Source organism: Neobacillus sp. FW104-15D2, assembly GCF_058790155.1.
Map to the genome: position 1 here is coordinate 33,674 of NZ_JBYTCJ010000024.1, position 24,912 is coordinate 58,585.

Below are 24,912 nucleotides of genomic sequence, written 5' to 3' on the forward strand. Positions count from 1 at the left end.
GAACATAATTTCGGAGAGAACAGGAGGCTAGTTAGTGAACCGATTGGGCGAGGTTATTCACAAATACAGAACTGTGGTGCTAATTTTCTGGCTGCTGATTATCATTAGTTTTGGAATTTTTGCCCTTAAGCTGCCGTCCGTACTGAGCGGAAATGGATTTGAATATAAAGGAGCATATAAAGAGACAAGGGAAATCCTTGAAAAGGATTTCAACAATCCGAAGTCCTCCATTATTCTTGTTTTTGAAAGGGATAAAACAGTTTCAGATAAGCAATGGCGGAATTATATCGAAAAAACCTTTCAAAGACTGGAAGGGTTTGATCAAGCTGAAAGTATAATAAGTCCCCTTGGCCGAGAAGGAATGATGAAGAACAATTATGCATATGGTCTCATCAATTTTTCAAAAGATGCCGGCAGCCTTGGTAAAGAGATAAAGTCTTTGGATAAAAGGTTAACCAACGGCAAAGGTTTGAAGGTAACAATGACGGGTGAACCAATTATAGTGAAGGACTTAAACGAAGCCAGCCAGAAGGATTTGGCCAAAGCAGAAATGATAGGCCTGCCTATCGCCTTAGTAGTGCTTTTACTGGCCTTTGGAAGCCTTGTTGCGGCAGGAATTCCAATTGTCATTGGGATCGTTTCCATCATGACTACAATGGGGATTGTTTACTTTTTCAGCTACACAGCAGATTTATCGATCTTTATTTTAAATATTATACCCATGATTGGCCTTGCATTGAGCATAGACTTTGCTCTTCTTTTTATAAATCGTTACAAAGAAGAGCTCACTAAGGGAACGGTGGCTGACGCGGTTAAAATAACTGTTGCTACTGCGGGAAGATCTATTATTTTTTCGGGTATGTGTGTTTTTATTGGGCTTGCGGGTCTGCTTTTTATAAAAATCGATATTTTTCAAAACGTAGCACTTGGAGGAATGGTCGTTGTCTTTGTCTCAGCCCTTTCAGCCATTACGTTTCTGCCCGCCCTCCTATCGCTTCTTGGCAACAGAATTAATAAACTAAGCCTTCTTCGATTAAAAGATAAAAAATCAACCGTCTGGTATCGCTTTGCACACTTTGTTATGAAAAAGCCGGTTCTTATGATCATCGGTGCACTTTTTATTCTTTTATCCGGGCTTACACCAATAAAAAATATGGTCCTTGCTATTCCAGGCACTGATTCTTTGCCTCCAGGGTATCCTTCGAGGGTTGCTATTGAAACGTTCAGAGAGGAATTTGTTCCAAAGGATAAGCGGGATGAGAAAAAAGTTGAAATCATTTTAGAGACAAAAGGCAAAATCACCGATAAAGGAAATCTGCTAAAAACAAAAAAGGCTATAAACAAGCTTCAGAAAGATTCGCTGGTTTCTGCTGTGGAATCTCCTTATTCTGTTTCAGGCATCAATGATCCTGAACAGTTATCACAAATACTGTCTTCTAATCAGGGCCGTCAGCAATTGGCGCCTGTTATGAATACTTTTGTAAAAGATAATAAAATGCTTATAAATGTTTACCTAAAAACAGGCCAGCATTCCTCAAAAGCACGTTCCTGGATCCGGGATTGGTCAGATAAAGACTTAGGCGTGAACGCACACTTTGGAGGACAAATTAAATTTGAACAGGAAATATTTGATGAAATCTATCAAAAAGCTCCTTACGGCTTAATTTTAATTTTAGTATCGACTCTTGTTATCTTAACGATTGCTTTCCGTTCCATTTTAATTCCAATAAAGGCAATCATTATGAACGTATTAAGCCTGGGTTCAACCTTTGGAATTGTGGTCTGGATTTACCAGCTGGGCCATTTGGGAATGAAACCAACTGACATTGCACTGATTCTGCCAGTTTTTGTTTTCAGTCTTGTATTTGGCCTCTCAATGGATTATGAAGTCTTTTTAATATCACGTATTCAGGAATATTATTTGGAAACTGGGGATAACAGCAGGGCAACAGTAGAAGGACTCACTTCCACAAGTAAAATCATTACCTCTGCCGCCGCGATTATGATTGTTGTTACTGGGGCCTTTGCTTTTACGGGGGTAATGCCGGTCAAACAGCTCGGAGTCGGCATCGCCATTGCGATTTTTATTGATGCCACCATCGTAAGGCTGATACTCGTTCCTGCCCTGATGAAACTTCTAGGTGACTGGAACTGGTGGTTTTTTGGAGTGAAAAATAAAAAGACGATGAAACACTAAGAAAGTAATCTAAGCCAGGCGGACGCCTGGCTTTTTAGTTTTATTGAGATCCTCATGGTGAAATTCTCAAAGTGATGGATATTATCCTTAAAGTGATGGATAAAATCCTCTATTTAATCGATAAAATCCCGTATATGATCGATTAATTCATTAACTTGATCGATACTATCAGCAAAATGATTGATTTAGAACTGGCAATTGAGGTTTTTTCTAAAAATGAGGTAACTTGCCCCTGGGCTTTAACTCTATAGCCTTGAAAAAGATTCAATTACCACTGCCAGGCGTACGCCTGGCTTTTTAGCTTTATTGAGATCCTCAATTGGAAAGTCCTCAAAATGATCGATAATATCATCAATTTAATTGATAAAATCCCGTAAATGATCGATTAATTCATTAACTTGATCGATACTTTCAGCAAAATGATGGATTAGAACTGGCAAGTGAGGCTTTTTATAAAAATGAGGTTATTCGACTTTGATAAGGGAAGTCCCTAAAGTTAGTTTAATATAATCGATAAGTTTCCCAAAGTGATTGATAAAGCGTTGAAATTGATTGATATTATCAGAAATTTGATTAATAAACCATGCAAAAAAGCGGCCCAACAGTGAGCCGCTTTTTCTTTTATATATTTTTTGCATATGCCTCGCCTGGTAATTTATTAAGGACTACGTATAAGCTTACTGGTTCTTTTCCTGTGTTTTCGAAAGCTAATTCTTCTTCCCCGCTGCAGTGAACCAAATCTGCCTCAACTGTTTCAAAGTTCGATCCTTCAATAGTAAATGTACCATTTCCGCATATTGTATAAAGATAAACTTCAGTGCCCGGATGTTTATGGGTAGGAAGTTTTTGTCCTGGGAGAAAATTAAGAACGAACGCTGTGCTCTCTCCCTTTTTATAAATAACTCGCTTTGTGAATTTATCTTCGCTGAATTCCTGGTAGGCTTTTACTGTTTGTTTTTCCATCACTATTCCTCCTATAGCTTTCGTCTGTCTTTAATATAGCTGATAATCATTTTCAATTAAGTGAGCCGCATCACTATAGTCCAAGAAATTTCCTTTTTTAGTGAAAAACTTAATACCCAAAATCATTTTTTATTCTCTCAATTGTTTTTGGGTTACAGTACTCATCAATATTAAAGGCTAGGCTCTGATCATTGGATACGAGTTATCGACGTATTTTAGAACTCCATCAATTAGTTTTGATCTCTATCGACAGGTTTTGAAGTTCTATCATGTAAATTACCTCTATGATCTAACCTAACACTCTTCAAAAAAACAGCCGCCCCTTATAGGGCGGCTGCCATCATGGCGCCTTTTCTGAGCGCCTGTTTATTTAATTCTAAAAGATGATGTTTATCTTTGGATAGCACCTTTTTCAATGATTCCAGAATTGATTCCTCTTGGACAATTCTGCAGTTCTCTAAATATGCTCCCAAAAGAATCATATTGGCGATTTTAGGATTGCCCAGCTCATTTGCCAGGTCTGTTGCTTTTACCTCGATATTGGTGATGTCCTTTCGAGCTGAGGTTCTGTCAACAAGCGATATATTTGAAATTAAAAGGCCGCCTGGACGTACCATTGGCTCGAATTTATCGAATGAGGGGTTATTTAAGACAATAACAGTTGAAGGTCTGGATACCAGTGGCGATCCCACTGGTGTATCACTTACCACTACCGCACAGTTAGCCGTTCCGCCTCTTTGCTCTGGGCCATATGACGGCAGCCAGGATACATTTTTACCCTCCAGCATCCCTGCATAGGCAATTAACTGGCCCATGGACATAATTCCTTGCCCTCCGAAACCTGCAATAATCATTTCCTCCAACATGGACTAGTTCACTCCCTCACGATTTTTATAAACTCCAAGGGGATAGACTGGAACCATTTCATCGCGAACCCAGTTAAGTGACTCCTGAGGGTCAAGTCCCCAGTTAGTTGGACACGTAGATAAAACCTCTACCAGCGAGAGACCAAGCCCTTTCTTCTGAGTTTCAAAGGCTTTCCTGATTGCCTTTTTAGCCTTTATTAAATGAGGGACATCATGAGTAGAAACTCTTTCAATATAGGCTGCTCCATCCAAGGTAGCGAGCATTTCACATACTTTTATTGGTGAACCCTGAATGTTAGGGTTTCGGCCAAATGGAGTAGTGGCTGTCTTTTGCCCTATTAAGGTTGTAGGAGCCATCTGTCCGCCTGTCATTCCATAAATAGCATTATTTACAAAAATAACGGTAATTTTCTCACCACGTGCTGCTGAATGGATAATTTCGCTTATACCAATCGAAGCAAGGTCCCCATCTCCTTGATAGGTAAACACAAACCTATCAGGAAGTACCCGTTTGATTCCTGTAGCCACTGCAGGTGCCCGGCCATGAGCTGCTGAAGTCATATCACAATTAAAATATTCATAGGAAAGGACGGAGCAGCCTACCGATGCAACCCCAACTGTATCCTCCAATATATCCATTTCCTCCAGCACTTCACCCACAATACGGTGAACAATTCCATGGGTGCAGCCCGGGCAGTAGTGAGTTGGCTTATCTATGAGCCCCTTTGTTTTTTCAAAAACAGTAATCATACTCATACCTCCACACCTCCAGCAACATTGAGGATTTTAGTGTAAATCTCTTCCTGGGTTGGCACTACTCCGCCTGTACGTCCATAAAACCTAACTGGTGAACGCCCATTTACAGCAAGCCGGACATCCTCAACCATTTGGCCTGCACTCATCTCTACTGAAATATAGCCTTTTACCCGCTCTCTTGTTTCTTCAAAAGGTTTTTGTGGGAATGGCCAAAGTGAAATCGGACGAATCAGACCGATTCTGTAACCCTCTTCACGGGCTTTCTTAATAGCATTCATAGCAATCCGCGCAACTGTGCCATACGCAACGATTATATAATCAGCATCATCTGTTAAATAGGTTTCATATTTGACTTCATTTTTCTTTATTTCTGCAAATTTACGCTGAAGGTGCTGGTTTCTTAGCTCCAGTCCCTCTGCATTAAGCTCAAGGGAAGTGATAATTCTTGGTCCGCCATCACCGCGGGTTCCAGTTGTGGCCCAGCTTTTTTCTGGCTGAACTTTATCTCCTATTTCCTTAAATTCTACCGGTTCCATCATTTGTCCGAGCATGCCGTCCCCCATTAAAATAACAGGAGTTCGATATCGGTCAGCTATATCAAAGGCATCCTTGGTAAGATCTACAATTTCCTGAAGAGTTGCTGGGGCCAAAACTGGCAAATTATAATCTCCATGCCCGCCCCCTTTTGTAACCTGAAAATAGTCGGACTGGGCTGGCTGAATATTTCCAAGCCCCGGGCCTCCCCTGACAACATTAACAATTACAGCAGGAAGCTCGGAACCAACGAGGTATGAAATGCCTTCCTGTTTCAAGCTGAATCCCGGGCTCGATGATGAGGTCATTACCCGGACACCAGTACTCGCTGCACCATAAACCATATTAATAGCTGCAATTTCACTTTCTGCCTGAAGAAATAAGCCGCCTATTTCAGGAAGCCGCCTGGCCATATAGGCAACAAGTTCACTTTGAGGTGTAATTGGATAGCCGAAAAAATATTTACAGCCGGCATGGACTGCCGCTTCTGCAATTACTTCATTGCCTTTCATAAGAACTCTTCCCATTATTCTGGCTCCCTTCGCTAAACCGTTTGTTTTTTCTTCTCAGGTCTGTAAACTGTAATAACCGAATCCGGACAGACCTGACCACACTTAGCACAGCTAATGCACTTTTCCTGTTCGGCCACTGCAGCAGGACGGTACCCGTTCCCATTTAAATAATCGGACAGAAAGATGATGTTGGCAGGACACACCTGTACACAGAGGCCGCAGGATTTACACCGGTCCTCTCTAAAAACCACCCTTTTCTCCATATTGGTTCCTCCTTCTCTATGCCTCCCAGGGCACTTTCATATAACGTTCTATAAAAATAGTTTCATTGGTTGATTGAAACATTTCTGCCTCTTGCCTTAACTGAGATGTAATACACGTATATAGCAGGGGAATATTGAGAAGATTTGATAATTCTTTGCTAAGGTCAAGTCCGCAGATGATTTCTTCCATGGATGTGAAGCTTCCGATATTCGAATTATTTATAATGCCGGTGACCTTTAATCGGGAAGCTTTTTCAATTTGCTTTACTGTAAATGACGCCCCTTCCACTGTACTTACATATGGACGGTTAGCATTTAGGACAAACAGCACCTCAGGTTTAAACTGCTCCCAATCGTTAAAATACTGACCAAGAGCAGTAGCACCGTCTTTATCTCCCCCAGCGTCGACAATAACTTTGTATGAAGGATCGTGAATGACTCTGTAAATTTCTCCGGACACCACCGGTAAATCTGAATTGGCAAGCCTATCCTTTGGAGCAATTAATTCAATATTGTTTTTCCTAAAAAGCTCTCTGGCATCCCTGGTCCTGAAATAAGGGTTAATGACATCAAGGTCACTTATGGCCACCTTGGAATGTTCATGCTTCTCCTTTAATGCCAGGTTAATCGCTATCTCTGTTTTACCGCTTCCAAAATGGCCCGTAAGAATGGTAATCTTTTTGCCCTGTATCAAAAGTATGCCTCCTCCCTCTGTGTAAACGCTTACATAAATTATGCAGTTTAACTGCTCACACATTATTATAATTAGTGTAAAACCGGAAAGCTTTGACTATTATCACACTTCACAAATTCTCCATTTTATAAAGAAAAAAAGAAGTTCAAAAGAACTCCTTTAGTACATATACGATAAAATAACTTTCTGTGGTATATCCTGTTCATTTAACCCTTTCTTTTTTAGGCGCTCGCAGGATGGCATTTGGAAGGAGAAATCTTCTACACTGTTTGGAATGTAACCATCTTCCTTTAGACGGTTAAAAACCTTTTGCATAGCTTCCTCATTTGAAATGATTTCCTCCTTTTCGTTTGCATGAAATCCCTCAACACATGTTTCCACTATATTTTGATCTATTTGTTCCTGTTCAAAAATCATTTTAGCCCCTGCCAAAATCTCAGCTTCCTGGTTCTCCAATTCAATTATCGTTGTAATATTCATCATGCACCTCCGCCTTTCTATAGCCCCATTATAAAAAAATTACAGGAGGTTTTTACTTGTAAGCGGTTCATTTCCTTTTTTCTTCAAATGTTTTTGACAAAATTGCGTCAGTTTTTTAAAGCTATTGCTATATGTGAAAAGATGCGCAAATAAACTTAACTAGCTGAAAACATGGAGTACTTTCTTCAACTTTAATTTTCCTAAAAAATTTCTTCTTGGTATCGCAGTAGTGTAAGAGCTTTTATACTTTAATGTACAAAAAACCTTATTGTCCTCTTTCTAAATTTCATACTTTCATCTTTATTACAGATACTATAGCAAATGAAAGTTCACCCATAAGGAGGTTATTGTTTTGGTTAAAATTCACCATGGCCTAGCCCTTCTAACACTGCTGCCATTTTTGATTTCCCCTCTTCTTCAGGCCAATTCCTCTGTATCGGCAGCTCAGCAAAATCTATCTGTTGATCTGAGACTTTTGGAGACCACCGACCTGCATGTATCCTTAGCAAATTATAATTATTACCAAAGCAAAGAAGATAACAAGGTTGGGCTTGTTAAGACGGCAACCTTGATTAAACAGGCCAGGAAAGAAGTCAGTAACTCTCTCCTCTTCGATAATGGTGATAACCTGCAGGGAAACCCTCTAGGAGATTATATAGGTAAAGTAAAGGGCCTTAAAACTGGGGTAGTACATCCGGTTTATCGGGCGTTTAACTTCCTAAAATATGATGCGATTAACCTTGGCAATCATGAGTTTAACTATGGCCTTGACTTCCTGAATAATGCATTAAAAGGGGCAAAAATGCCCGTGGTTAATGCTAATGTATATAAAGCATCAAAAAATAAAGCATACTTTAAGCCTTATACAATTTTAAAAAGAAAGGTAACAGACAGCAGCGGTAAAAAACGAACCCTTCGCATCGGTGTAATTGGATTCGTACCACCCCAAATTATGGAATGGGATAAAGCGAACCTTGAGGGGAAAGTCGAGGCAAGGTCTATTGTTGAATCCGCAAAGAAATATATTCCTGCTATGAAAAAGTCAGGTGCTGATATTATTATAGCCCTGGCTCATACAGGAATTAGTGCCGAGCCTTACACACCATGGATGGAAGACGCCGCTTTTTACTTAACACTTGTTCCTGGGATCGATGCCATTTTTGCAGGGCATTCCCACCGAATCTTCCCCGGCCCTCTTTATAAGGATTTGCCAAATGCTGACCTTAACTCAGGAACAATCAATGGCAAGCCCGTAGTAATGGCTGGTTCATTCGGAAATACTCTTGGAATTATTGACCTTAAACTGGAGAAGAAGAAAGGTAAGTGGAATATCCTGACTGGGAAAGGATTTACTAGACAGATTGCAGATGATATGGGGAATTCACTTGTAAAATCTGATGAAGCCCTTTTAAAAATAATTAGGCCTGAACATACTGCCACAATAAAATATGTAAATAATCCTGTTGGAGAGTCATCCGCGCCTATTCATAGTTACTTTTCACTTGTCCAGGATGATCCCTCTGTTCAGCTTGTAAATATGGCCCAAGCTGATTATCTTACAAAAAAATTTATGGAACCAAGTTATGCTAAATATGCAGGTATTCCTGTTCTGTCTGCTGCTGCTCCTTTTAAAGCTGGAGGACGTGGCGGTCCATCCTATTACACAGATATTCCAGCTGGTACTCTTGCCATAAAAAACATAGCGGATTTGTATTTATATCCCAACTCGCTTCAGGCAGTTCTAGTGAATGGCCGGCAGCTAAAGGAATGGCTGGAAATGAGTGCGGGCCAATTTAGGCAAATCGATCCTTCCAGCCGCCAGGAACAATTACTAATTGACCCGAATTTCCGTTCCTATAATTTTGATGTAATTGACGGAATAAAATATCAAATTGATGTAACTCGCCCAGCAAAGTATGATGCAGTTGAAAAGCTAATTAATCCAAATACAAACCGAATTATTAACCTTTCCTATAAAGGAAAACCTGTTACTCCTGATCAAAAGTTTATTGTCGCAGCTAACAGTTATCGGGCGTCAAGCAAAACATTTCCAGGGGTAAGCAAAGGAGAAGTTGTACTAAAGGCTCCTTACGAAACGAGGCAGATTTTAACTGACTTTATCAAGGAAAATAAAAGGATAAATCCTTCGGCGGATAAAAATTGGTCAATAGCACCTGTTAGAGGATTTGCCATCACTTTTTTTGATTCTTCACCCGAGGCTCAAAAATATGCAAAGCTAACTAAGCATATTACTTATGCTGGTCCTTCCAGCGGGGGATTCGCCAAATATTTAATCAATCTGGAAAACGGTGAGTAATTCAAAACGAACCAGCTAAGGATTTAATCCTTTATGCTGGTTCGTTTTTTTCCAAAATAAAAAGCACCCTTAGCTATGGGCACTTATCTGCATCTTAAACAAGCTCAAGAAAGTGATGAATTCCGGTTACGGTAAATACACGGGTGATTTTTGGAGAAGCATTTTTAACCTTAATGATATTTTTGTTTCCCGCAGCCCTCAATTTAATTAAATAGATGAATTGTCTTAGGCCTGTACTGTCTATATATTTAAGACCGCTAAAATCAAAGAGAAGATTTTCTTTTTCAGCCAGAAAGGAAGGATTTAATTTTTCCTGAAAATAAGGAATCATGGATATATCAAGTTCACCAGTTAATAAGATTGTTGTTAAATTTCCCTCTTCAGCAATCTCTATGTCTAATAGCTTTTCGCTCATATGTATATCCTCCCATTGTCCGCACCAATGCTTTTATTTACCCCGCCGCAGCCTTTATAAAACGAAACCATATTCTTTTATACCATAAGTTTTCATTTTTAACATTATTTTTCCTTTTAATTCAATTAAAATGGTGATCAATTTTTGCCTGATAAAAAAACTCAGGCTGCTGTTTTTCGTTGAACTACTTCAGGCATCAGCTATTCATTGTTTCAGTTTTCCCTTTACAACCCCTCTATCCTTTTATACAATAGAGAGAAATAAATATTGTTATGTTTTTTGGAGGAGCCTGTCACCACAGGCTCCTTTTTGCGTTTTTTTGCAAATACTAGCCCTTAAATGGCAAAAACTAACCAGCTAGATGCCAACGGGGAGCAAGCCTAAGATATAAAAAACATACAGAAAACTTGGAGAAGAGGTGGCATCATGTCAAATGAAGCAGCTTTAGCGATTGGCATATTTTTAATTGCTTATGCTTTTATTGTAACTGAAAAAATCCATCGAACCATTGCTGCTATGACTGGCGGATTATTAATGGTTTTTTTGGGAATCATCAAACAGGAAACGGCACTTCATCATATTGATTTTAATACATTAGGCCTCCTTACTGGAATGATGATAATTGTAACCATAACGGCGGAAACAGGTTTGTTTCATTTCATTGCCATTTGGTCCGCTAAAAAGGTAAAGGGCAGCCCCATGAAAATCCTTATAGCCCTCGGAGTGATAACTGCGTTGGGATCAGCACTGCTGGATAATGTAACTACTGTTCTATTAATGGTTCCTGTTACTTTTAGCATAACCCGTCAGCTTAAAGTAAATCCGGTTCCCTATCTGGTAATGGAGATAATTGCTTCTAATATCGGAGGAACGTCCACCATGATTGGAGATCCGCCCAATATTATGCTGGGAAGTGCAGTAAAGGAACTTACTTTTATGGAATTTATTTATAACCTTTTCGGTATTTCTTTCTTTATATTGGCAGTGAATATAGCAATTCTGGCTTTACTATATCGAAAGCAGCTTAAAACAACAGATTTGTTAAAATCAGCACTTATGGAGCTTGATGAATCAAAAGAAATAAAAAATAAGCCGCTCCTGTGGAAGGCATTAAGTGTTTTGGCCCTTACGATTATTGGCTTTTTTCTGCATCAAATGCTTCATATTGAATCTGCCTCAATAGCGCTTGGGGGTGCCTTTCTGCTATTGATTCTTTCAGGAGAAAGCTATCTGGAAAAAGCATTGCATAGAGTTGAATGGACAACTATTTTCTTTTTTATTGGCCTATTCGTTCTTGTTTCAGGACTGATGGAAACAGGCGTTATTAAGAAGCTGGCAGACTATTCCATCAGTTTAACAGGTGGAGATGTCACCTCCACTTCGATTTTAATACTTTGGATTAGCGCTATTGCATCTGCCTTTATTGATAATATTCCATTTGTCGCCACAATGATTCCAATGATTAAAGAAATGGGAACAATGGGAATAAGTAATTTAGAACCTTTATGGTGGAGTCTTGCTCTTGGCGCATGCCTTGGCGGGAATGGAACATTGGTCGGTGCAAGCGCAAATGTAATTGTGGCCGGAATGGCTGCGAAAGAAGGATATAGGATTTCTTTCGCGAAGTTTTTATTTGTTGCATTTCCTTTAATGATATTATCGATTCTGTTGTCAACGGCATACATTTATCTCAGATACCTTATATAAAGGAGGAATACCATGAAATTAAAATATGAATTTAACAAAGAGCTGCTGAGTATAACGGAGAAAGTCAATGAAGAGGATATCGAATTTGCCATTGTTTTCAAGAATGAAAAATTTGCTGAAAAACTTGAAAAGGTCCACCAATACTTCGATTTAAACGAAGTCCATACTGATGCATTATTCTTTACAAATAAGGACGGAAGCAATCAAATTATTGTCAAAAAGGACTATTATGAGGATTTTATTCTTCAGCTTTTTAAACAGCAGTTCCTTGAACTCGTAAAATGGGAATAGGAATACATTAGGAAACTCGGTGAGTGTCGAGCCTTTAGGTGAGAGCAGAACCGCAGTTAAACTTATTCGTTTAGAATTTACAAAAATAAATTCTGATTAAGCCAAAGAGACTGTCTCATTTTGATTGAGCCAGTCTCTTTTTTATACAGTAATTATTTTATCCTGCACAAAGCTTAGTGCCTTAATACTTTCAAGAGGTTTGCTAATGAAGTAGCCCTGGGCAAGGTTACAGTTTTTACTTCGTAAAAAATCCAGCTGTTCTTTTGTTTCAACACCTTCAGCTACCACTCGTAAATTGAGACTTTGCGCTAGAGATATGACTGCTGAAGCAATGGCAGTATTAGCTTCATCCCATTCAAGGTTCATAATAAAGGATTTATCGATCTTTAGAGTATCAATCGGAAAATGCTTTAGATAACTTAACGAAGAAAATCCTGTTCCAAAGTCATCAATAGAGATAGAAACTCCAAGAGACTTTAGGTTATTTAAGACGATAGCCGCCTGTGCAGGATGCTTCATAACCGTGCTTTCTGTTAGTTCAAGTTCAAGTGATGAGGCAGACAGACCGGTTTCCTCTAAAACTGAAGCAATAAGCTGCTCGAGATTTTGCTTATGAAACTGCTGAAGTGACAAATTTACACTTACGGATAAATCTGTTAAACCTGCGTCCTGCCATCGTTTGCATTCCTGACAGGCTTCACGAATTACCCAATCACCAATTGGAACAATTAGTCCTGTTTCCTCAGCAATATCGATAAATGAATCGGGGTAAAGAATTTTTCCCTGGTCATTTTTCCAGCGTATCAATGCCTCCATTCCCTGGATTTTTCCGTTTAAAATATCCATTTTGGGCTGGTAATGGAGAACAAACTCATTTTCATCAAGTGCTTTTCGAAGGAGAATTTCTTTATCCATTCGTTCAATGGCATCTTCCTTCATAGATGGATTAAAAAGGCTGTAGCAATTTCTGCCCTGCTCCTTAGATCGGTACATGGCCATATCAGCATTCTTTATAAGAGTATTTACATCCTGACCATCCTCAGGAAATAGGCAAATCCCTATACTGGCGGTAATATTAAACTTTTGATCATAAATATAATATGGCTCCGTCATTATCTCCATGATTCTTTCACAAATAATGAATGCATCCTTAGCACTTTTTGCATCAGGGAGAAGAATCATAAACTCATCCCCGCCGAATCTCGCAAGTATGTTTCCTTTTTCTTTACCAATAGCTTCCTGAAGCTGTAAAGACACTCTTTGCAAGAGTAAATCTCCAGCGTGATGTCCCAAGCTATCATTTATAACTTTGAACCGGTCAAGGTCAATTAACAGAATACCAAATGGCTTCTTCCCACTTAAACTATTAACGAGACGTCCTTCAAGCCAGGTTTGGGTGTACCACCGGTTTGGCAAACCTGTAAGCGCATCATGATAAGCCATATGTTCCATTAACTCTTCTGCCTGCTTTTTATCCCTAATATCCCGGCATAAAGCAAGAAAATATGGCTTGCCTCCAATTTTCACCTGACGGACATTAATGTCCGCCGGTACCTCTTCTTTTTCTTTTGTAAGAATAAAATCTTCAAACCTATAAGATTTATTTCCCTTCCACCTTTTAGTTATCTTATCTTTCAAATGGATGAATAAATCCTCTGCAGTAAGCTTTAAAAGTTCACTTTTTTTATAACCCAACAGTTCACTCGCGGTCATATTTACATCAATAATATGGCCAGAAGGGGAAATAAGAAAGAAGCTGTCTGCCGCCTGGTCTACCAGGCTCCTAAACTTCTCCTCACTTTCTCTCAAAAGCTGTTCAGCTTTTATCCGATCTGTTATATCAAGAGCGAAACCCAGCAGGAAGTCTTCCTTAGATTCCTCTAACTGTATGATAGTTTTTCCAGCAAACATATAGTTTTCTTTTCCCTGAAAACCCGTTTTAATTTCCCTAGTTGTTAATCTTCTGTTCTCCCAGACACTCAGGTCGCCATTTCGAACATCACTGGCTATTGATTCAGGAAAAAAATCATATACTGTTTTCCCAATTAATTCTTCCTTGGTTTTACCATTGGCTTTACATGCCTGTTCATTGGCAAAAATCGTTTTACCATCGGGATCTTCCAAAAATATATTAATAGGCAGCGCATCGAGGACTTTCGAGATGTAGTCATCATTGATTCGGAGCCTTCTCATTAACTCTGCCTCAATTCTCTCCAAATCTTCAATCCTCTTTTGAAGTCTGTCCATTTCTGCAATTGTCAAAGAGGGGTTTTGCTTTTTCACGAACTATCCCGTCCTTATTATAAAAATGGGTCAATCCCTTTTATTTTTCCAATACCCGACCCTTTTTTCGGGAAATAGGAAATTCCGACTTAGTCTTAACTATAACTACATATTAGCATTAAAACCATCCATATTTCTCCTTATTTTTGACGCTTTTGACTATTTTTGGAGTATAGACATTAAATTTTCAGTTTTTTCAATTTTGTGAGAAGATAAAGTAGCATGATAAATTAGGAGGGATAGCAATGGCATTAGATTTAAAAAGTACAGTAAAGTTACATAACGGGGTTGAAATGCCTTGGTTTGGTCTTGGTGTTTTCAAGGTAAAAGAGGGATCTGAGGTAATTGATTCTGTAAAAGCTGCAATCCAAAACGGATATATAAGCATTGATACAGCAGCCGTTTACAAAAACGAGGAAGGTGTTGGACAGGGTATTAAGGAATCTGGAGTGCCACGCGAAGAACTTTTTATCACCTCTAAGGTTTGGAACGCTGACCAAGGATATGAATCAACTCTAAAAGCTTTTGATACAAGCCTGGAGAAGCTCGGTCTAGACTATCTTGATCTTTACTTGATTCACTGGCCTGTAAAAGGAAAGTATGTTGAAACCTGGAAAGCGCTTGAAAAGTTATATAAAGATGGCCGCGTCAAAGCTATTGGTGTCAGCAATCATCATGTGCATCATTTAAAGGATATTTTAGCAGAAGCAGAAATCAAGCCTATGGTTAACCAGGTAGAGTATCATCCGCATTTAACTCAGAAAGAGCTTCATGAGTTCTGTAAGAGCGAGGGCATTCAGCTTGAAGCCTGGTCACCATTAAAGCAAGGTGAGCTTTTAAATGAGCCAGTCATTGAAGAAATTGGACAAAAGTATCAGAAGTCAGCTGCTCAGGTTATTTTAAGATGGGATCTCCAAAATGAGGTTGTAACCATTCCAAAGTCTATTAAAGAACATCGTATTATAGAAAATGCCAACATTTTTGATTTTGAATTATCCTCTGAAGACATGGAAAGAATTAATTCTCTTAATAAACATGAGCGAATTGGATCAGACCCTGACAACTTCAATTTTTAATAGAAATGCATAAGCGAATCATGTCGTGAAAGGCTTCTTTGAAGATATTTTGCGATAAGCTGACAGCCGCATCTCTGAAATAAATTTGGAGCAGAGGCACTGACTTAAGATTTTAGAGAAACATAATTCCAACAAAAAAGAACAAAAGGCAAAAGCCTTTTGTTCTTTTTATTCGCCTAAATCTACATTGTGGTATACCTGGCGGACATCTTCCAATTCTTCAAGAGTATCAATAAGCTTTTCGAATTTTGACTGGCCATCTTCAGGAAGTGTAACTTCATTTTGTGCCAGCATTGTAATTTCCGCAACGGTGAAATCTTCGATACCAGCATTTCTTAATGCTTCCTGTACAGCATGGAATTGTTCAGGATCTGCGTATACGATGACAGAATCTTCTTCTTCAAGAATATCACGCGCATCAACATCAGCTTCCATAAGGATCTCAAGTACATCATCAGCTGATTTTCCTTCCATCCCGATAACAGCAGTAGGATCGAACATATAGGCTACAGATCCACTGACACCCATGTTCCCGCCATTTTTGCCAAAAGCAGCACGGACATCGGATGCAGTACGGTTTACGTTATTTGTAAGAGCGTCGACAATTATCATAGAGCCATTTGGGCCAAATCCTTCATAGCGAAGTTCATCAAAGCTTTCCTCAGAACCGCCTTTTGCTTTTTCAATCGCACGGTCGATAATATGTTTTGGCACACTGTAAGTCTTTGCACGCTCGAGCATAAATTTTAATGCCTGATTGGATTCGGGATTTGGCTCACCCTGTCTCGCAGCAACATAAATCTCACGTCCAAATTTTGCATATATACGGCTTGTATTAGCGTCCTTTGACGCCTTTTTTTCCTTAATATTGTTCCATTTACGGCCCATTATGAACACTCTCTTTCATCTTTAATTCTTTGGCTCGGCCTCAATTCAGAAGCCGTTCCGTAATTCTGAAAAAAATATATGCCGGTTGATAATTCATTTAATTTACCAAATAACATTATACCTTAAATCTGTAATTTGTTAAAAGCCAAATAATAGAGACGAAATTTTAAGAATTTATAGGACATATTTATGGTCAACTGCCATTACAGGATAGTTTGCTGGCAGAGCTTTTTTTCATAAAAGCGCTGTGCTGCTTTAAACTGTTCAGTAGTTCCTAAAATAATTTCCTTTACTCTCTTTTCATCATGGCTATTAAATTTCCTAACAGTAATAAAACTCATTATGTTTCCGTCTTATTATCTCTATTAATATTTACTATAGATTTTCAAGGAACATATTCCAATTTATATTACAAAGGAGCCACAATAGCTGTGGCTCCTCTGTATATGTTCCTGATTATTCTATTTTCTTTAACCTTTCAAGCTCCTGGTTTACCTTTTCCTGCAAATCGTCATTAAGGGTTACGGTATTGTTCCCGCAAGTTAATCGATAGAACTGTGTGCTTGCAGCAGCTTCTGCTTCTAGCTTTTGAACATAGCTTTCTACTTTTGCAAATCCATTTACAGCACTTGAAGCATCAAAGGCGGATAAAGACTCCTGCGATTGCCTTACTGCTTTAGCCGCATGGGCTCTTGACAGAAGATTGAGCTTTTTATATTCCAGTTCCTGATACTTTTCACTTAGCTTGACGATTTGCCCCTGAAGAGTAGCGGTTTGGTTTTTGATCGCAGCCAATTGGGCCTGATAGTTTTTCAGTTTTTCTTCCTGAAGAATTTTCTCTTTTAACGCTAATCTTGCCACGTCTTCCTCGTTCCTTGAAATAGCGAGTTCCGCCTGTCTGCCGCGTTTGGCAACTAAAGCTTCCGCATCAGCTACTAACTGGGCATACCGATTTTCCAAGTACAGCTGCTGGGCAAGCGCTTTTTCCGCCTCCGAAACCTGACCCTCCAGCTCTCTCATATATTGGTTCATCATGACTAAAGGATTTTCCATCTTATCTAGTGCCTCGTGTAAATCTGCAGTAAAAATTGTTTTTACTCTTTTTAAAATCCCCATTTTACTTCTCCTCCTTTGAAATATTTCTTTCCCATTCATCCAACAGGTCAGCATGGCTGTTTATTGGAACAGGTGAAGCCTGAAATGAAACTGGCACGTCCCAGCTTTGACCTTTTTCACTTTTTTTCCATTTTTTATAGAGCCAATAAACAAAGACAGCAGCTGCAATGACAATAAGGAACCCTTTCAAAATCAGAACAGCTCCGACAAACATAACAAGCCAGCCTGTCCACTTTCTTACGATGCTGCTTCCAGCGGTTTTGCGTAATAGCCATCCAATGAAGAATACTGCACCTGCAAAAATCCAATTGATTAGCCCAAAAGCAAAGTGATGAGGTCCTCTGAATCCCCTTGCCATTGGTCCGTGACCGAAATGCATACCAGCTTGGCGGCCGTTCATTTGCTGCATACGCTCCCCACCCCTGCCACTACGGCCAATAAAGGTTCCGTTTTTACCCGGTTGCCCTTGGTGCGGCAATTGAACCGCTTTCTGTGGCGGCATTTGTTGACTTCCATTAAATGCCTGAGCGTTAGGAAGGAAGTGATTCCGTTCATTTGCTCCCCATCTGCCATGGTTGACACTAAAAATTGCAGCAGCAAAGATTAATGCCAGAAGCGGTACCATTAACCACCCTCTTTTACGACGCTTTTTGATCTGCCCGATTTCTTCCATTGTATGTCCTCCTTACGTCCTTTACTGTCTTACAACATCATTATGAAAGAGATACCTTAACATTTTCTTAACTTTTCAAATAAAAAGAAACCTCAAGGAGGCATTTCTTGTTTTGTCACAAATTTGTCTATAAGTCCTCAAAAAAAAAACAGGCAGTTATGAAACTGCCTGTTAACAAATGGATTATTATTGAGCTGATGCCTGGCCTTCTTCAATGGTGAGATTTGCAGACTTCTCTTTACCTTGACGATAAAATGTTATTTTTACTTTATCTCCAGGTTTTGCAATGCGATATAAATATTGCCTTAATCCCAATGCATCATTAATCTTATTATTATCAATAGAGGTAATGACATCTAATTTTTTTAAGCCGGCTTTTTGAGCGGGAGAATTCGATGCAACGGACATGATTACAATTCCTTTTTTCACACTAGCTGGAAGATGAAGTGTTCTGCTCCAGTACTGGGATGGAATTTCATCAAGTGACATTGGTCCAATACCAATAAATGGCCTGCGCACTTTTCCATATTTTTCAAGGTCCTTCATAATTGGTTTGGCGGCACTAATTGGAATGGCAAACCCTATTCCTTCAACAGCATCCTGTGAAATTTTTGAGGAGTTGATACCAATCAGCTGGCCGTTAATGTCAATTAATGCACCTCCGCTGTTTCCAGGATTAATAGAAGCATCTGTCTGAATAACCTCAGCCTGCCAATCCACTGCACCATTCTGGTCAAGGTCAACTGGCATGGTTCGCTGGGCTGCACTTATAACACCTTTTGTAACAGTACCCTGCAGGAATCCAAGAGGGTTACCTATAGCTATGGCTGATGCTCCTGGTTCTAAGTGGTCTGATTCGCCCATTTCGATTACATCACTTATATTTTTTCCGTCCACCTGAAGAACAGCCAGATCCGATAATGGATCAGAGCCTAAAAGCTTTGCCTGCAGCTTATCTCCATTATTTAAATTAACTTCAAGCTGGGTTGCTCTATCGACTACATGGTGGTTCGTCACAATATACGCTTTTGATCCTTCTTTTTTATAAATAACACCAGATCCAGAGCTTACAGCTTTCGGCGTTGTACCCTGCAGAATATCACCGCTGCCCTGCTGAAAATTTACTACACTCACTACGGCATCCTTTGCTTTTTTAACAGCTCTGGTGACCTCCGATTCCTGATTATCATCTGCTGCAAGAGCTTTTCCGTCCATTACAGCTTTTTTTCCTACATCGGCTGCAGTCTTTACTGAGTTTTCTCCTTGTAAATATGAAGTCGCTGCCAGAATGACCAAAGCACCAATTAACGCACCAATTAATCCTGGGAGAAACCACTTTCGAGTGTTTCTTATAAACTCCATCCGTTTCCATCCCTTCCTGTTAGATTCCTGAGGTTTAACTATTAAATATTGCTTTAAATTTTCCCTTCCGGATATCTATCAAACTCATATTAGGGATTTTATACAATCTTCCTCCATTTACCAGTTTTAAACACAATAAAAAACAGAGCCATTTCACAGCTCTGTTAGGATAATTCTGGTTCTTTTGTATCTGATATTCTCCAGTCGTTTGTGTAGATATTAAAACTTTCATTTCTAATAAAACCAACTGTTGTAATACCAAGTTTGTTGGCTAGTTCTATCGCAAGCTCAGTTGGAGCAGATTTTGATAGGATCACTGAACATCCCATTTTAGATGCTTTTATTAAAATTTCACTCGATATTCTTCCACTGAAAACGAGGATTTTATCATCAGTCGGGATAGAATTTTTCAAACAGTGGCCAAAAAGCTTGTCCAAAGCGTTGTGCCTGCCAATATCCATACGCAATAGCTGCATCCCGGTTTTGTCACAAAGCGCAGCATTATGGACACCTCCGGTCCGTTTAAAGGTTTCTGCCTCCTGCTGGAGATTATCCATCATTTCAATACATTCTGCCGGAGTCAGGCTTATTTTGATATGTCCTACTTTTTTAACCGTTAAAGCATCATTAACAAAATAAAAGCCTTGGCGGGACATCCCGCAGCATGATGTAATATATCTTTTTGAACGGAATTGATCATTTAGCAGATGGATATTTTTCACCGAAACATGAGCAAAGCCCCGTCCTTCTTCTATCCATAAATTCTCGATATCACTATAGCTTTTAATTACATGTTCTGAAGCCAGAAAGCCAATAACCAGATCTTCCAAATATTCCGGAGTGCACACAAGCGTAGCAAACTCCTCCTGGTTTAGCTTTATGGTTATCGGGAATTCAGTCACAATCGTATCATCTGTTTCCCATAGTTCGCCGTTTTGAAAGCGAGTAATAGAAAGATTGGTTTCATTTTGCAGCAAATTAAAGTCACCTCTCAATCGGCTGTTCAAACATAAAGACGGATACAGCGATATCTTCTTCAATATTAATATCCGAAAATAAGTGAACCAGCTTACTTTGCATTACTTCTTCGAGCTCCACTGGAGGCTCCTTTTTATAGTGATCCTGAATCATTTTTGTCCTTGCTCTGTGTACTTGTTCAAAGCCTTCCGGACTCTGTATAATAAATTTTTCAACCGGGGTAAGATTTCCTTTTAATGTTGTAATGGCCATACTATCAACAAATACCGTTTTTATAGAATCAGGACCTTTTCCAAAAAGATCTTTTCGGACTTTCCGGACAACTTCATTAAATTGATGTTCTCTTTTGCTCATCTGTTTCCCCCCTTTTCTTCCCCAATATTGACTTTGAAGGGGCCAAAAGCAAATAGCCTACAATAAGTACTAAAATAACAATCGATAATAGCAAATTTTGAAATACATCAGACCGGTTAACAATGATAAATCGGATGGTTGCTGTAATTCCAATATAAATAAGGTACCGGAGCTGAAAATACTCACCATTTTTAAAATACACAACGACCATAGTAAAGAAAGCAAAATAAAGAAAAAAGTTAACGACCTGTTCTAAAATTGAATGAACATCTTTAGGGCTGTAAATGGCCATTTCTCCTATTGAATAGATCTGCCTAATCATTAAATAACTTAATAGGATTAATAAAATTGATAATGTAACGATTTTGACCACATTGGAAAATTTCGTTACAGCTAGGATCAGGAGTTTATTTTCCATTTAGTTTTACCCTTTCTAACTAGAAATAATTTTATTTTTTTCCTGTTTTATTTTAAGCCTTGCCCGATGCCTTTTATAAGGTTTAGACCAAATAGAAGGGTACGGTTTATATCCGGGTCCTTCATCGCCTTTACAAGGTCCCATACACTTGCTTTTTTATTGGACTGTAATCCCTCATCAGCCTTCTTTATTCCCATATTTAATCCGTTAACCAGTTTTTTTGTAAATTCTGGGTCTAACTCACTTAAGGCTCCCGCAGCAGCCATGGCGTTATTAATCATATTGGTGACAGGCGGACGGACCATTTGTCCAATAGCAATTTCCGCCACTTTTTCTTTTGCTTTTACCAGAGAAACAGCGGCATCCAATATTCCGCTTCCCTGGAGCTCACTGATAAGTACTATGGCTTCTTTTAAGGCCTCCGTATTTTCTGCTGCGTGTTCCTTCAGGCTTTGAATCGACTCCTGATTCTTTTCCTCACCAGTTTTCTGTTCTTCAAAAATCATAGAAATTGGCTTTGCCATTTTTTCGTTCTCCCTTTTCCATACCGCAGAAAGCCCACACCAAAAAAAAGCATTGGCAATGGACTTTCTACCCCTGTTATTTATTTCAGAACTAAATCTTGTTTTTTATCTCGAGAAATTGGTTTTCCAGATTTGTTCACCGAATCCATATTTTGAGATTCCTGTTTTACTTTTTCCTTAACAGACGGAGTTTTCTGGGAACCCGGTTTTATATACTCGTTGACTGAAGCTATCGGCTGGTAATCATCACGTTTCCATTTACGATGTACTTCAGCACCCATTTGCGGTGTGCGCTTCGCGTTTCTTGGATTGAAGGAAGGAAGCGGCGAATCCCCTTTTGTATTCAAAATTTCCATTTTGACCCTTGTCTGCTTGTAGGCAGGTGTATTCGTTTTAACATCTCCTGCACTTCCTGTAAGCAAGTTAATCGCATTTTCATGGCTGACAGAGTGCATTGGTACATACAACTCTTTTCCTTGAACCCTGTCTGTAATGGTGGCTCTTAACTTAATGGCACCGTAAGGAGAAACCAGTCTTACAAGCGCTCCCTCGAAAATTCCGCGCTCATTTGCAAGCTCAGGAGAAACCTCGGCGAATACCTCAGGAAGCTTATAAAGCAAGCCTTTTGATTTATTAGTCAGATTTCCTTCGTGGAAATGCTCAAGCAAACGGCCATTGTTTAAAACTAAGTCGAATTCTTCTCCAAAATGATAAGGAGGAATGTATTCAACTAAAGAAAATACCGCCTTTTTATCAGGGAAATTGAAGCCTTCCGTAAATAGTAGCGGAGTGCTTTCCCCGTTATTGCTGCCCCATAAGAAGCTGTTCCAGCCCTCGAGTTTTTCATAGCTTGCTTCTTTAAAAATAGGTGAAAGGCTTGCCATTTCCGCATAAATTTCACTAGGGTGTTGATAATTCCACTCAGCCCCCATATAGTTTGCAACCTGCTGGATAATCCACCAGTCTGGCATTGAATCTTCGAGAGGTTCAAGAACCTGATAAAGTCTTTGAACCCGGCGCTCTGTATTTGTGAAGGTTCCATCCTTTTCAAGTGATGGTGCTGCAGGCAAAATAACATCAGCAAACTGAGCCGTTTTTGTAAAGAAAACATCCTGAACAACAAAGAATTCAAGCTTAGATAATGTATCGTGAACATGGTTAGCATTAGAGTCAATCCATGCCATATCTTCACCAACAAGATACATTGCTTTTAGCTCTCCAGCTTCGACCGCCTCAAGCATTTGAATATTGTCTTTACCAGGCTTACCGGATATTTCTACGCCATATGCCTCTTCAAATTTTGCACGGGCAGCTTCATCAGTAATATGCTGATAGCCTGGAAGCCAGCCTGGAAGAGTTCCCATATCACATGCACCCTGTACATTGTTATGTCCACGAAGAGGGTAGGCACCTGCACCTGGACGCATATAGTTACCAGTTAGCAGTAATAGATTAGATATAGCTGCAGATGTATGGCTTCCTCCAACGTTTTGTGTAACACCCATTCCCCAAAGCACACAGGTTCCATCGGCTTCATGAATCATTCTGGCCATTTCTTTAAGTGTATCTATTGAAATACCTGTAGTTTGCTCAGCGTATTCTAAAGTGAATTTGGATAGATGGTTTTTATATTCCACGAACTGGTTAACATGATTTAAGATAAACTCTTTATCTTCCCAGCCCTGCTCAAGAATATAATTTGCTACCGCACTAAGCCATACAAAATCCGTTCCCTGGTTAGGATGCACATACAAGTCCGCACGTTCGGCCATTTCATGCTTACGAAGATCGGAAACAATCAATTTCTGGCCGTTTAGTTTTTGAGCCCGTTTTACCCGGGTTGCAAGAACTGGGTGTCCTTCTGTTGGGTTTGCACCAACAATCATTACTAAACCTGCTTTTGAAATATCCTCAATTGTACCTGAGTCTCCTCCAAAGCCTACTGTTGACATTAAGCCGTCTGTTGCAGGTGACTGGCAGTACCTGGAGCAGTTATCAACGTTATTTGTAGTAAATACCTGACGGGCGAGTTTTTGCATTAAGTAATTTTCTTCATTTGTAATTTTTGAAGAAGAAACAAATCCGATTGCATTAGGTCCATCAGTTGCTTGAATAGCGCCCATTTTTTGTGAAATAAGAGTTAATGCCTCATCCCATGACGCCTTAACAAATTGATCTCCTTTACGAATCAATGGGGTAGTCAATCTTTCATCAGAGTTTACAAAATCCCAGCCGAACTTACCTTTTACACAGGTAGAAATGCTGTTAACCGGTGCCTGTTCAACAGGCTCTACCTTTAATATTTCACGGCCTTTTGTCCAAACCTCAAATGAACAGCCTACACCACAAAAAGTACAAACTGTTTTGGTTTTCCTTGTTCTGGTATCCCGCATGGCTGCCTCCACTTCGGAAATAGCAAAAATGCCTGTATAGCTTGGTTCAACTGCTTTTACCAAATCAATCATCGGTGATAAAAGATTATCTTCTATACCAGACATAAATCCGGCCTGGCCAAGCATTGATTTTTCCTGTAATGCATTACATGGGCAGACGGTCGAGCACTGTCCGCATGAAACACAAGAGGATTCATTTATAGACTTCCCGCCGTCCCAAAGCACTCTCGGCTTATTGCTTTCCCAGTCAATGGTCAAGGTTTCGTTTACCTGAACATCCTGGCAAACTTCAACGCAGCGTCCGCATAATATACATTGGTCCGGGTCATAGCGATAGAATGGATGGGACATATCGACATCGTATCCCTTTGGTGTGAATGGGCGAGTTTGATGTTCAATACCCATTTGCTCCGCCGTATTATGTATGCGGCAATTGCCATTGTTGTTGTCACACACTGTACAATAAAGCATATGGTTTTCAAGAATCCTGTCCATAGCTTCTGCTTGTGCTGACTTTGCCAGCTCCGAGCTTGTTTTAATTTCCATGCCATCCACAAATGTGGTTGAGCAGGCTCTCATTAATTGGCCGTCAATCTCACACATACATGTATCGCATGTCTGAATGGGACCGGTAATTTCTGAATAGCAAATATGCGGATGTTCCACTCCCTCGGCCATTAAGTGGTCAAGAATGCGTGCACCTTCTACTACTTCTTTTGTTTCCCCGTTAATAGAAACAGTAACTGTCTTTATTGTCATACTCCTAACCCCCAGAAAATTAAAGAAACCTCGGCGATTGCCTCACCTAAAAGGCGAAAGCAGAGCCATTTCGTTTAAAACTTCTATCAAAAA

At 39.5% G+C, this 24,912-nt stretch carries 24 protein-coding genes; 5 read left to right on the forward strand and 19 right to left on the reverse strand.

The window, feature by feature from the left end:
* The first annotated feature begins 34 nt into the window (after window positions 1-34).
* Window positions 35-2,197 carry an MMPL family transporter gene (locus AC3WR0_RS17920; RefSeq protein WP_492553588.1) on the forward strand — a complete coding sequence of 721 codons (2,163 nt, stop codon included), beginning with the start codon at window positions 35-37 and terminating at the stop codon, window positions 2,195-2,197.
* 621 nt (window positions 2,198-2,818) lie between these two features.
* Here AC3WR0_RS17920 and AC3WR0_RS17925 read toward each other — a convergent pair.
* From AC3WR0_RS17925 to AC3WR0_RS17955, 7 genes are all read right to left on the reverse strand, one after another.
* Entirely contained in the window at window positions 2,819-3,160 is a 342-nt protein-coding gene (locus AC3WR0_RS17925; protein WP_492553589.1) for a cupin domain-containing protein, read from the reverse strand.
* 323 nt (window positions 3,161-3,483) lie between these two features.
* A complete protein-coding gene (locus AC3WR0_RS17930) occupies window positions 3,484-4,026 on the reverse strand; it encodes a 2-oxoacid:ferredoxin oxidoreductase subunit gamma family protein (protein WP_492553590.1) in 543 nt (180 codons plus the stop codon).
* A 3-nt stretch (window positions 4,027-4,029) separates the two neighbouring features.
* Window positions 4,030-4,782: a thiamine pyrophosphate-dependent enzyme gene (locus AC3WR0_RS17935; protein ID WP_492553591.1), complete on the reverse strand. Its 753-nt coding sequence runs from the start codon at window positions 4,780-4,782 to the stop codon at window positions 4,030-4,032.
* Window positions 4,779-5,843 carry a 3-methyl-2-oxobutanoate dehydrogenase subunit VorB gene (locus AC3WR0_RS17940; RefSeq protein ID WP_492553592.1) on the reverse strand — a complete coding sequence of 355 codons (1,065 nt, stop codon included), beginning with the start codon at window positions 5,841-5,843 and terminating at the stop codon, window positions 4,779-4,781. The genes AC3WR0_RS17935 and AC3WR0_RS17940 overlap by 4 nt, the downstream gene beginning before the upstream one ends.
* A gap of 17 nt (window positions 5,844-5,860) precedes the next feature.
* Complete coding sequence (locus AC3WR0_RS17945; RefSeq protein WP_492553593.1) at window positions 5,861-6,091, reverse strand: 4Fe-4S dicluster domain-containing protein; 231 nt, start codon at window positions 6,089-6,091, stop codon at window positions 5,861-5,863.
* A gap of 16 nt (window positions 6,092-6,107) precedes the next feature.
* On the reverse strand, window positions 6,108-6,785 hold the full coding sequence (locus tag AC3WR0_RS17950) for a hypothetical protein (protein ID WP_492553594.1): 678 nt from the start codon (window positions 6,783-6,785) through the stop codon (window positions 6,108-6,110).
* Between the two features lie 159 nt (window positions 6,786-6,944).
* Window positions 6,945-7,268, reverse strand: coding sequence for a hypothetical protein (locus tag AC3WR0_RS17955; protein ID WP_492553595.1), 324 nt, complete (start codon window positions 7,266-7,268; stop codon window positions 6,945-6,947).
* A 349-nt stretch (window positions 7,269-7,617) separates the two neighbouring features.
* Between AC3WR0_RS17955 and AC3WR0_RS17960 the strand changes: the two genes are divergently transcribed.
* Complete coding sequence (locus AC3WR0_RS17960; RefSeq protein ID WP_492553596.1) at window positions 7,618-9,582, forward strand: bifunctional 2',3'-cyclic-nucleotide 2'-phosphodiesterase/3'-nucleotidase; 1,965 nt, start codon at window positions 7,618-7,620, stop codon at window positions 9,580-9,582.
* Between the two features lie 94 nt (window positions 9,583-9,676).
* On the opposite strand, the gene AC3WR0_RS17965 is transcribed toward AC3WR0_RS17960, so the two are convergent.
* On the reverse strand, window positions 9,677-9,997 hold the full coding sequence (locus AC3WR0_RS17965) for an STAS domain-containing protein (RefSeq protein ID WP_492553597.1): 321 nt from the start codon (window positions 9,995-9,997) through the stop codon (window positions 9,677-9,679).
* Window positions 9,998-10,423: 426 nt separating this feature from the next.
* Here AC3WR0_RS17965 and AC3WR0_RS17970 point away from each other — a divergent pair, with 426 nt between their 5' ends.
* Both AC3WR0_RS17970 and AC3WR0_RS17975 read left to right on the forward strand, forming a co-directional pair.
* Window positions 10,424-11,704, forward strand: coding sequence for an ArsB/NhaD family transporter (locus AC3WR0_RS17970; protein ID WP_492553598.1), 1,281 nt, complete (start codon window positions 10,424-10,426; stop codon window positions 11,702-11,704).
* A 12-nt stretch (window positions 11,705-11,716) separates the two neighbouring features.
* Complete coding sequence (locus AC3WR0_RS17975; RefSeq protein WP_492553599.1) at window positions 11,717-11,995, forward strand: hypothetical protein; 279 nt, start codon at window positions 11,717-11,719, stop codon at window positions 11,993-11,995.
* Between the two features lie 141 nt (window positions 11,996-12,136).
* Here AC3WR0_RS17975 and AC3WR0_RS17980 read toward each other — a convergent pair whose 3' ends face one another.
* Window positions 12,137-14,278, reverse strand: coding sequence for a sensor domain-containing protein (locus AC3WR0_RS17980; protein ID WP_492553600.1), 2,142 nt, complete (start codon window positions 14,276-14,278; stop codon window positions 12,137-12,139).
* Between the two features lie 245 nt (window positions 14,279-14,523).
* Here AC3WR0_RS17980 and AC3WR0_RS17985 point away from each other — a divergent pair, with 245 nt between their 5' ends.
* The gene (locus tag AC3WR0_RS17985) at window positions 14,524-15,354 is read left to right on the forward strand and encodes an aldo/keto reductase (protein WP_492553601.1); all 831 of its coding nucleotides are present in this window, start codon (window positions 14,524-14,526) and stop codon (window positions 15,352-15,354) included.
* 168 nt (window positions 15,355-15,522) lie between these two features.
* On the opposite strand, the gene AC3WR0_RS17990 is transcribed toward AC3WR0_RS17985, so the two are convergent.
* The 10 genes from AC3WR0_RS17990 to fdhF form a co-directional block, all read right to left on the reverse strand.
* Complete coding sequence (locus tag AC3WR0_RS17990) at window positions 15,523-16,242, reverse strand: YebC/PmpR family DNA-binding transcriptional regulator (protein WP_492553602.1); 720 nt, start codon at window positions 16,240-16,242, stop codon at window positions 15,523-15,525.
* A gap of 203 nt (window positions 16,243-16,445) precedes the next feature.
* Complete coding sequence (locus tag AC3WR0_RS17995; RefSeq protein WP_492553603.1) at window positions 16,446-16,583, reverse strand: hypothetical protein; 138 nt, start codon at window positions 16,581-16,583, stop codon at window positions 16,446-16,448.
* Window positions 16,584-16,698: 115 nt separating this feature from the next.
* A complete protein-coding gene (locus AC3WR0_RS18000; RefSeq protein WP_492553604.1) occupies window positions 16,699-17,358 on the reverse strand; it encodes a PspA/IM30 family protein in 660 nt (219 codons plus the stop codon).
* Window position 17,359: 1 nt separating this feature from the next.
* Window positions 17,360-18,031: a hypothetical protein gene (locus tag AC3WR0_RS18005; RefSeq protein ID WP_492553605.1), complete on the reverse strand. Its 672-nt coding sequence runs from the start codon at window positions 18,029-18,031 to the stop codon at window positions 17,360-17,362.
* 186 nt (window positions 18,032-18,217) lie between these two features.
* Window positions 18,218-19,393: a S1C family serine protease gene (locus tag AC3WR0_RS18010; protein ID WP_492553606.1), complete on the reverse strand. Its 1,176-nt coding sequence runs from the start codon at window positions 19,391-19,393 to the stop codon at window positions 18,218-18,220.
* A gap of 164 nt (window positions 19,394-19,557) precedes the next feature.
* Entirely contained in the window at window positions 19,558-20,367 is an 810-nt protein-coding gene (gene fdhD, locus AC3WR0_RS18015) for a formate dehydrogenase accessory sulfurtransferase FdhD (RefSeq protein WP_492553633.1), read from the reverse strand.
* 10 nt (window positions 20,368-20,377) lie between these two features.
* The gene (locus AC3WR0_RS18020) at window positions 20,378-20,725 is read right to left on the reverse strand and encodes a Na-translocating system protein MpsC family protein (RefSeq protein ID WP_492553607.1); all 348 of its coding nucleotides are present in this window, start codon (window positions 20,723-20,725) and stop codon (window positions 20,378-20,380) included.
* Window positions 20,700-21,143, reverse strand: coding sequence for a phosphate-starvation-inducible PsiE family protein (locus tag AC3WR0_RS18025; RefSeq protein ID WP_492553608.1), 444 nt, complete (start codon window positions 21,141-21,143; stop codon window positions 20,700-20,702). The genes AC3WR0_RS18020 and AC3WR0_RS18025 overlap by 26 nt, the downstream gene beginning before the upstream one ends.
* A 47-nt stretch (window positions 21,144-21,190) precedes the next feature.
* The gene (locus tag AC3WR0_RS18030) at window positions 21,191-21,667 is read right to left on the reverse strand and encodes a helical membrane plugin domain-containing protein (RefSeq protein ID WP_027320372.1); all 477 of its coding nucleotides are present in this window, start codon (window positions 21,665-21,667) and stop codon (window positions 21,191-21,193) included.
* Window positions 21,668-21,747: 80 nt separating this feature from the next.
* Entirely contained in the window at window positions 21,748-24,819 is a 3,072-nt protein-coding gene (gene fdhF, locus AC3WR0_RS18035) for a formate dehydrogenase subunit alpha (protein WP_492553609.1), read from the reverse strand.
* Window positions 24,820-24,912: the final 93 nt, after the last annotated feature.

Bases quoted from the DNA above. Each gene is read 5' to 3' on its own strand.
- AC3WR0_RS17970 (WP_492553598.1), top strand. From the start codon at position 10,424: ATGTCAAATGAAGCAGCTTTAGCGATTGGCATATTTTTAATTGCTTAT.
- AC3WR0_RS18005 (WP_492553605.1), bottom strand. From the start codon at position 18,031: ATGGAAGAAATCGGGCAGATCAAAAAGCGTCGTAAAAGAGGGTGGTTA.
- fdhF (WP_492553609.1), bottom strand. From the start codon at position 24,819: ATGACAATAAAGACAGTTACTGTTTCTATTAACGGGGAAACAAAAGAA.
- AC3WR0_RS17985 (WP_492553601.1), top strand. From the start codon at position 14,524: ATGGCATTAGATTTAAAAAGTACAGTAAAGTTACATAACGGGGTTGAA.
- AC3WR0_RS18025 (WP_492553608.1), bottom strand. From the start codon at position 21,143: ATGGAAAATAAACTCCTGATCCTAGCTGTAACGAAATTTTCCAATGTG.
- AC3WR0_RS18030 (WP_027320372.1), bottom strand. From the start codon at position 21,667: ATGGCAAAGCCAATTTCTATGATTTTTGAAGAACAGAAAACTGGTGAG.
- AC3WR0_RS17965 (WP_492553597.1), bottom strand. From the start codon at position 9,997: ATGAGCGAAAAGCTATTAGACATAGAGATTGCTGAAGAGGGAAATTTA.
- AC3WR0_RS17955 (WP_492553595.1), bottom strand. From the start codon at position 7,268: ATGATGAATATTACAACGATAATTGAATTGGAGAACCAGGAAGCTGAG.
- AC3WR0_RS18010 (WP_492553606.1), bottom strand. From the start codon at position 19,393: ATGGAGTTTATAAGAAACACTCGAAAGTGGTTTCTCCCAGGATTAATT.
- AC3WR0_RS17930 (WP_492553590.1), bottom strand. From the start codon at position 4,026: ATGTTGGAGGAAATGATTATTGCAGGTTTCGGAGGGCAAGGAATTATG.
- AC3WR0_RS17995 (WP_492553603.1), bottom strand. From the start codon at position 16,583: ATGAGTTTTATTACTGTTAGGAAATTTAATAGCCATGATGAAAAGAGA.
- AC3WR0_RS17945 (WP_492553593.1), bottom strand. From the start codon at position 6,091: ATGGAGAAAAGGGTGGTTTTTAGAGAGGACCGGTGTAAATCCTGCGGC.
- AC3WR0_RS17925 (WP_492553589.1), bottom strand. From the start codon at position 3,160: ATGGAAAAACAAACAGTAAAAGCCTACCAGGAATTCAGCGAAGATAAA.
- AC3WR0_RS18000 (WP_492553604.1), bottom strand. From the start codon at position 17,358: ATGGGGATTTTAAAAAGAGTAAAAACAATTTTTACTGCAGATTTACAC.
- AC3WR0_RS17990 (WP_492553602.1), bottom strand. From the start codon at position 16,242: ATGGGCCGTAAATGGAACAATATTAAGGAAAAAAAGGCGTCAAAGGAC.
- AC3WR0_RS17935 (WP_492553591.1), bottom strand. From the start codon at position 4,782: ATGAGTATGATTACTGTTTTTGAAAAAACAAAGGGGCTCATAGATAAG.
- AC3WR0_RS18020 (WP_492553607.1), bottom strand. From the start codon at position 20,725: ATGAGCAAAAGAGAACATCAATTTAATGAAGTTGTCCGGAAAGTCCGA.
- AC3WR0_RS17975 (WP_492553599.1), top strand. From the start codon at position 11,717: ATGAAATTAAAATATGAATTTAACAAAGAGCTGCTGAGTATAACGGAG.
- AC3WR0_RS17940 (WP_492553592.1), bottom strand. From the start codon at position 5,843: ATGGGAAGAGTTCTTATGAAAGGCAATGAAGTAATTGCAGAAGCGGCA.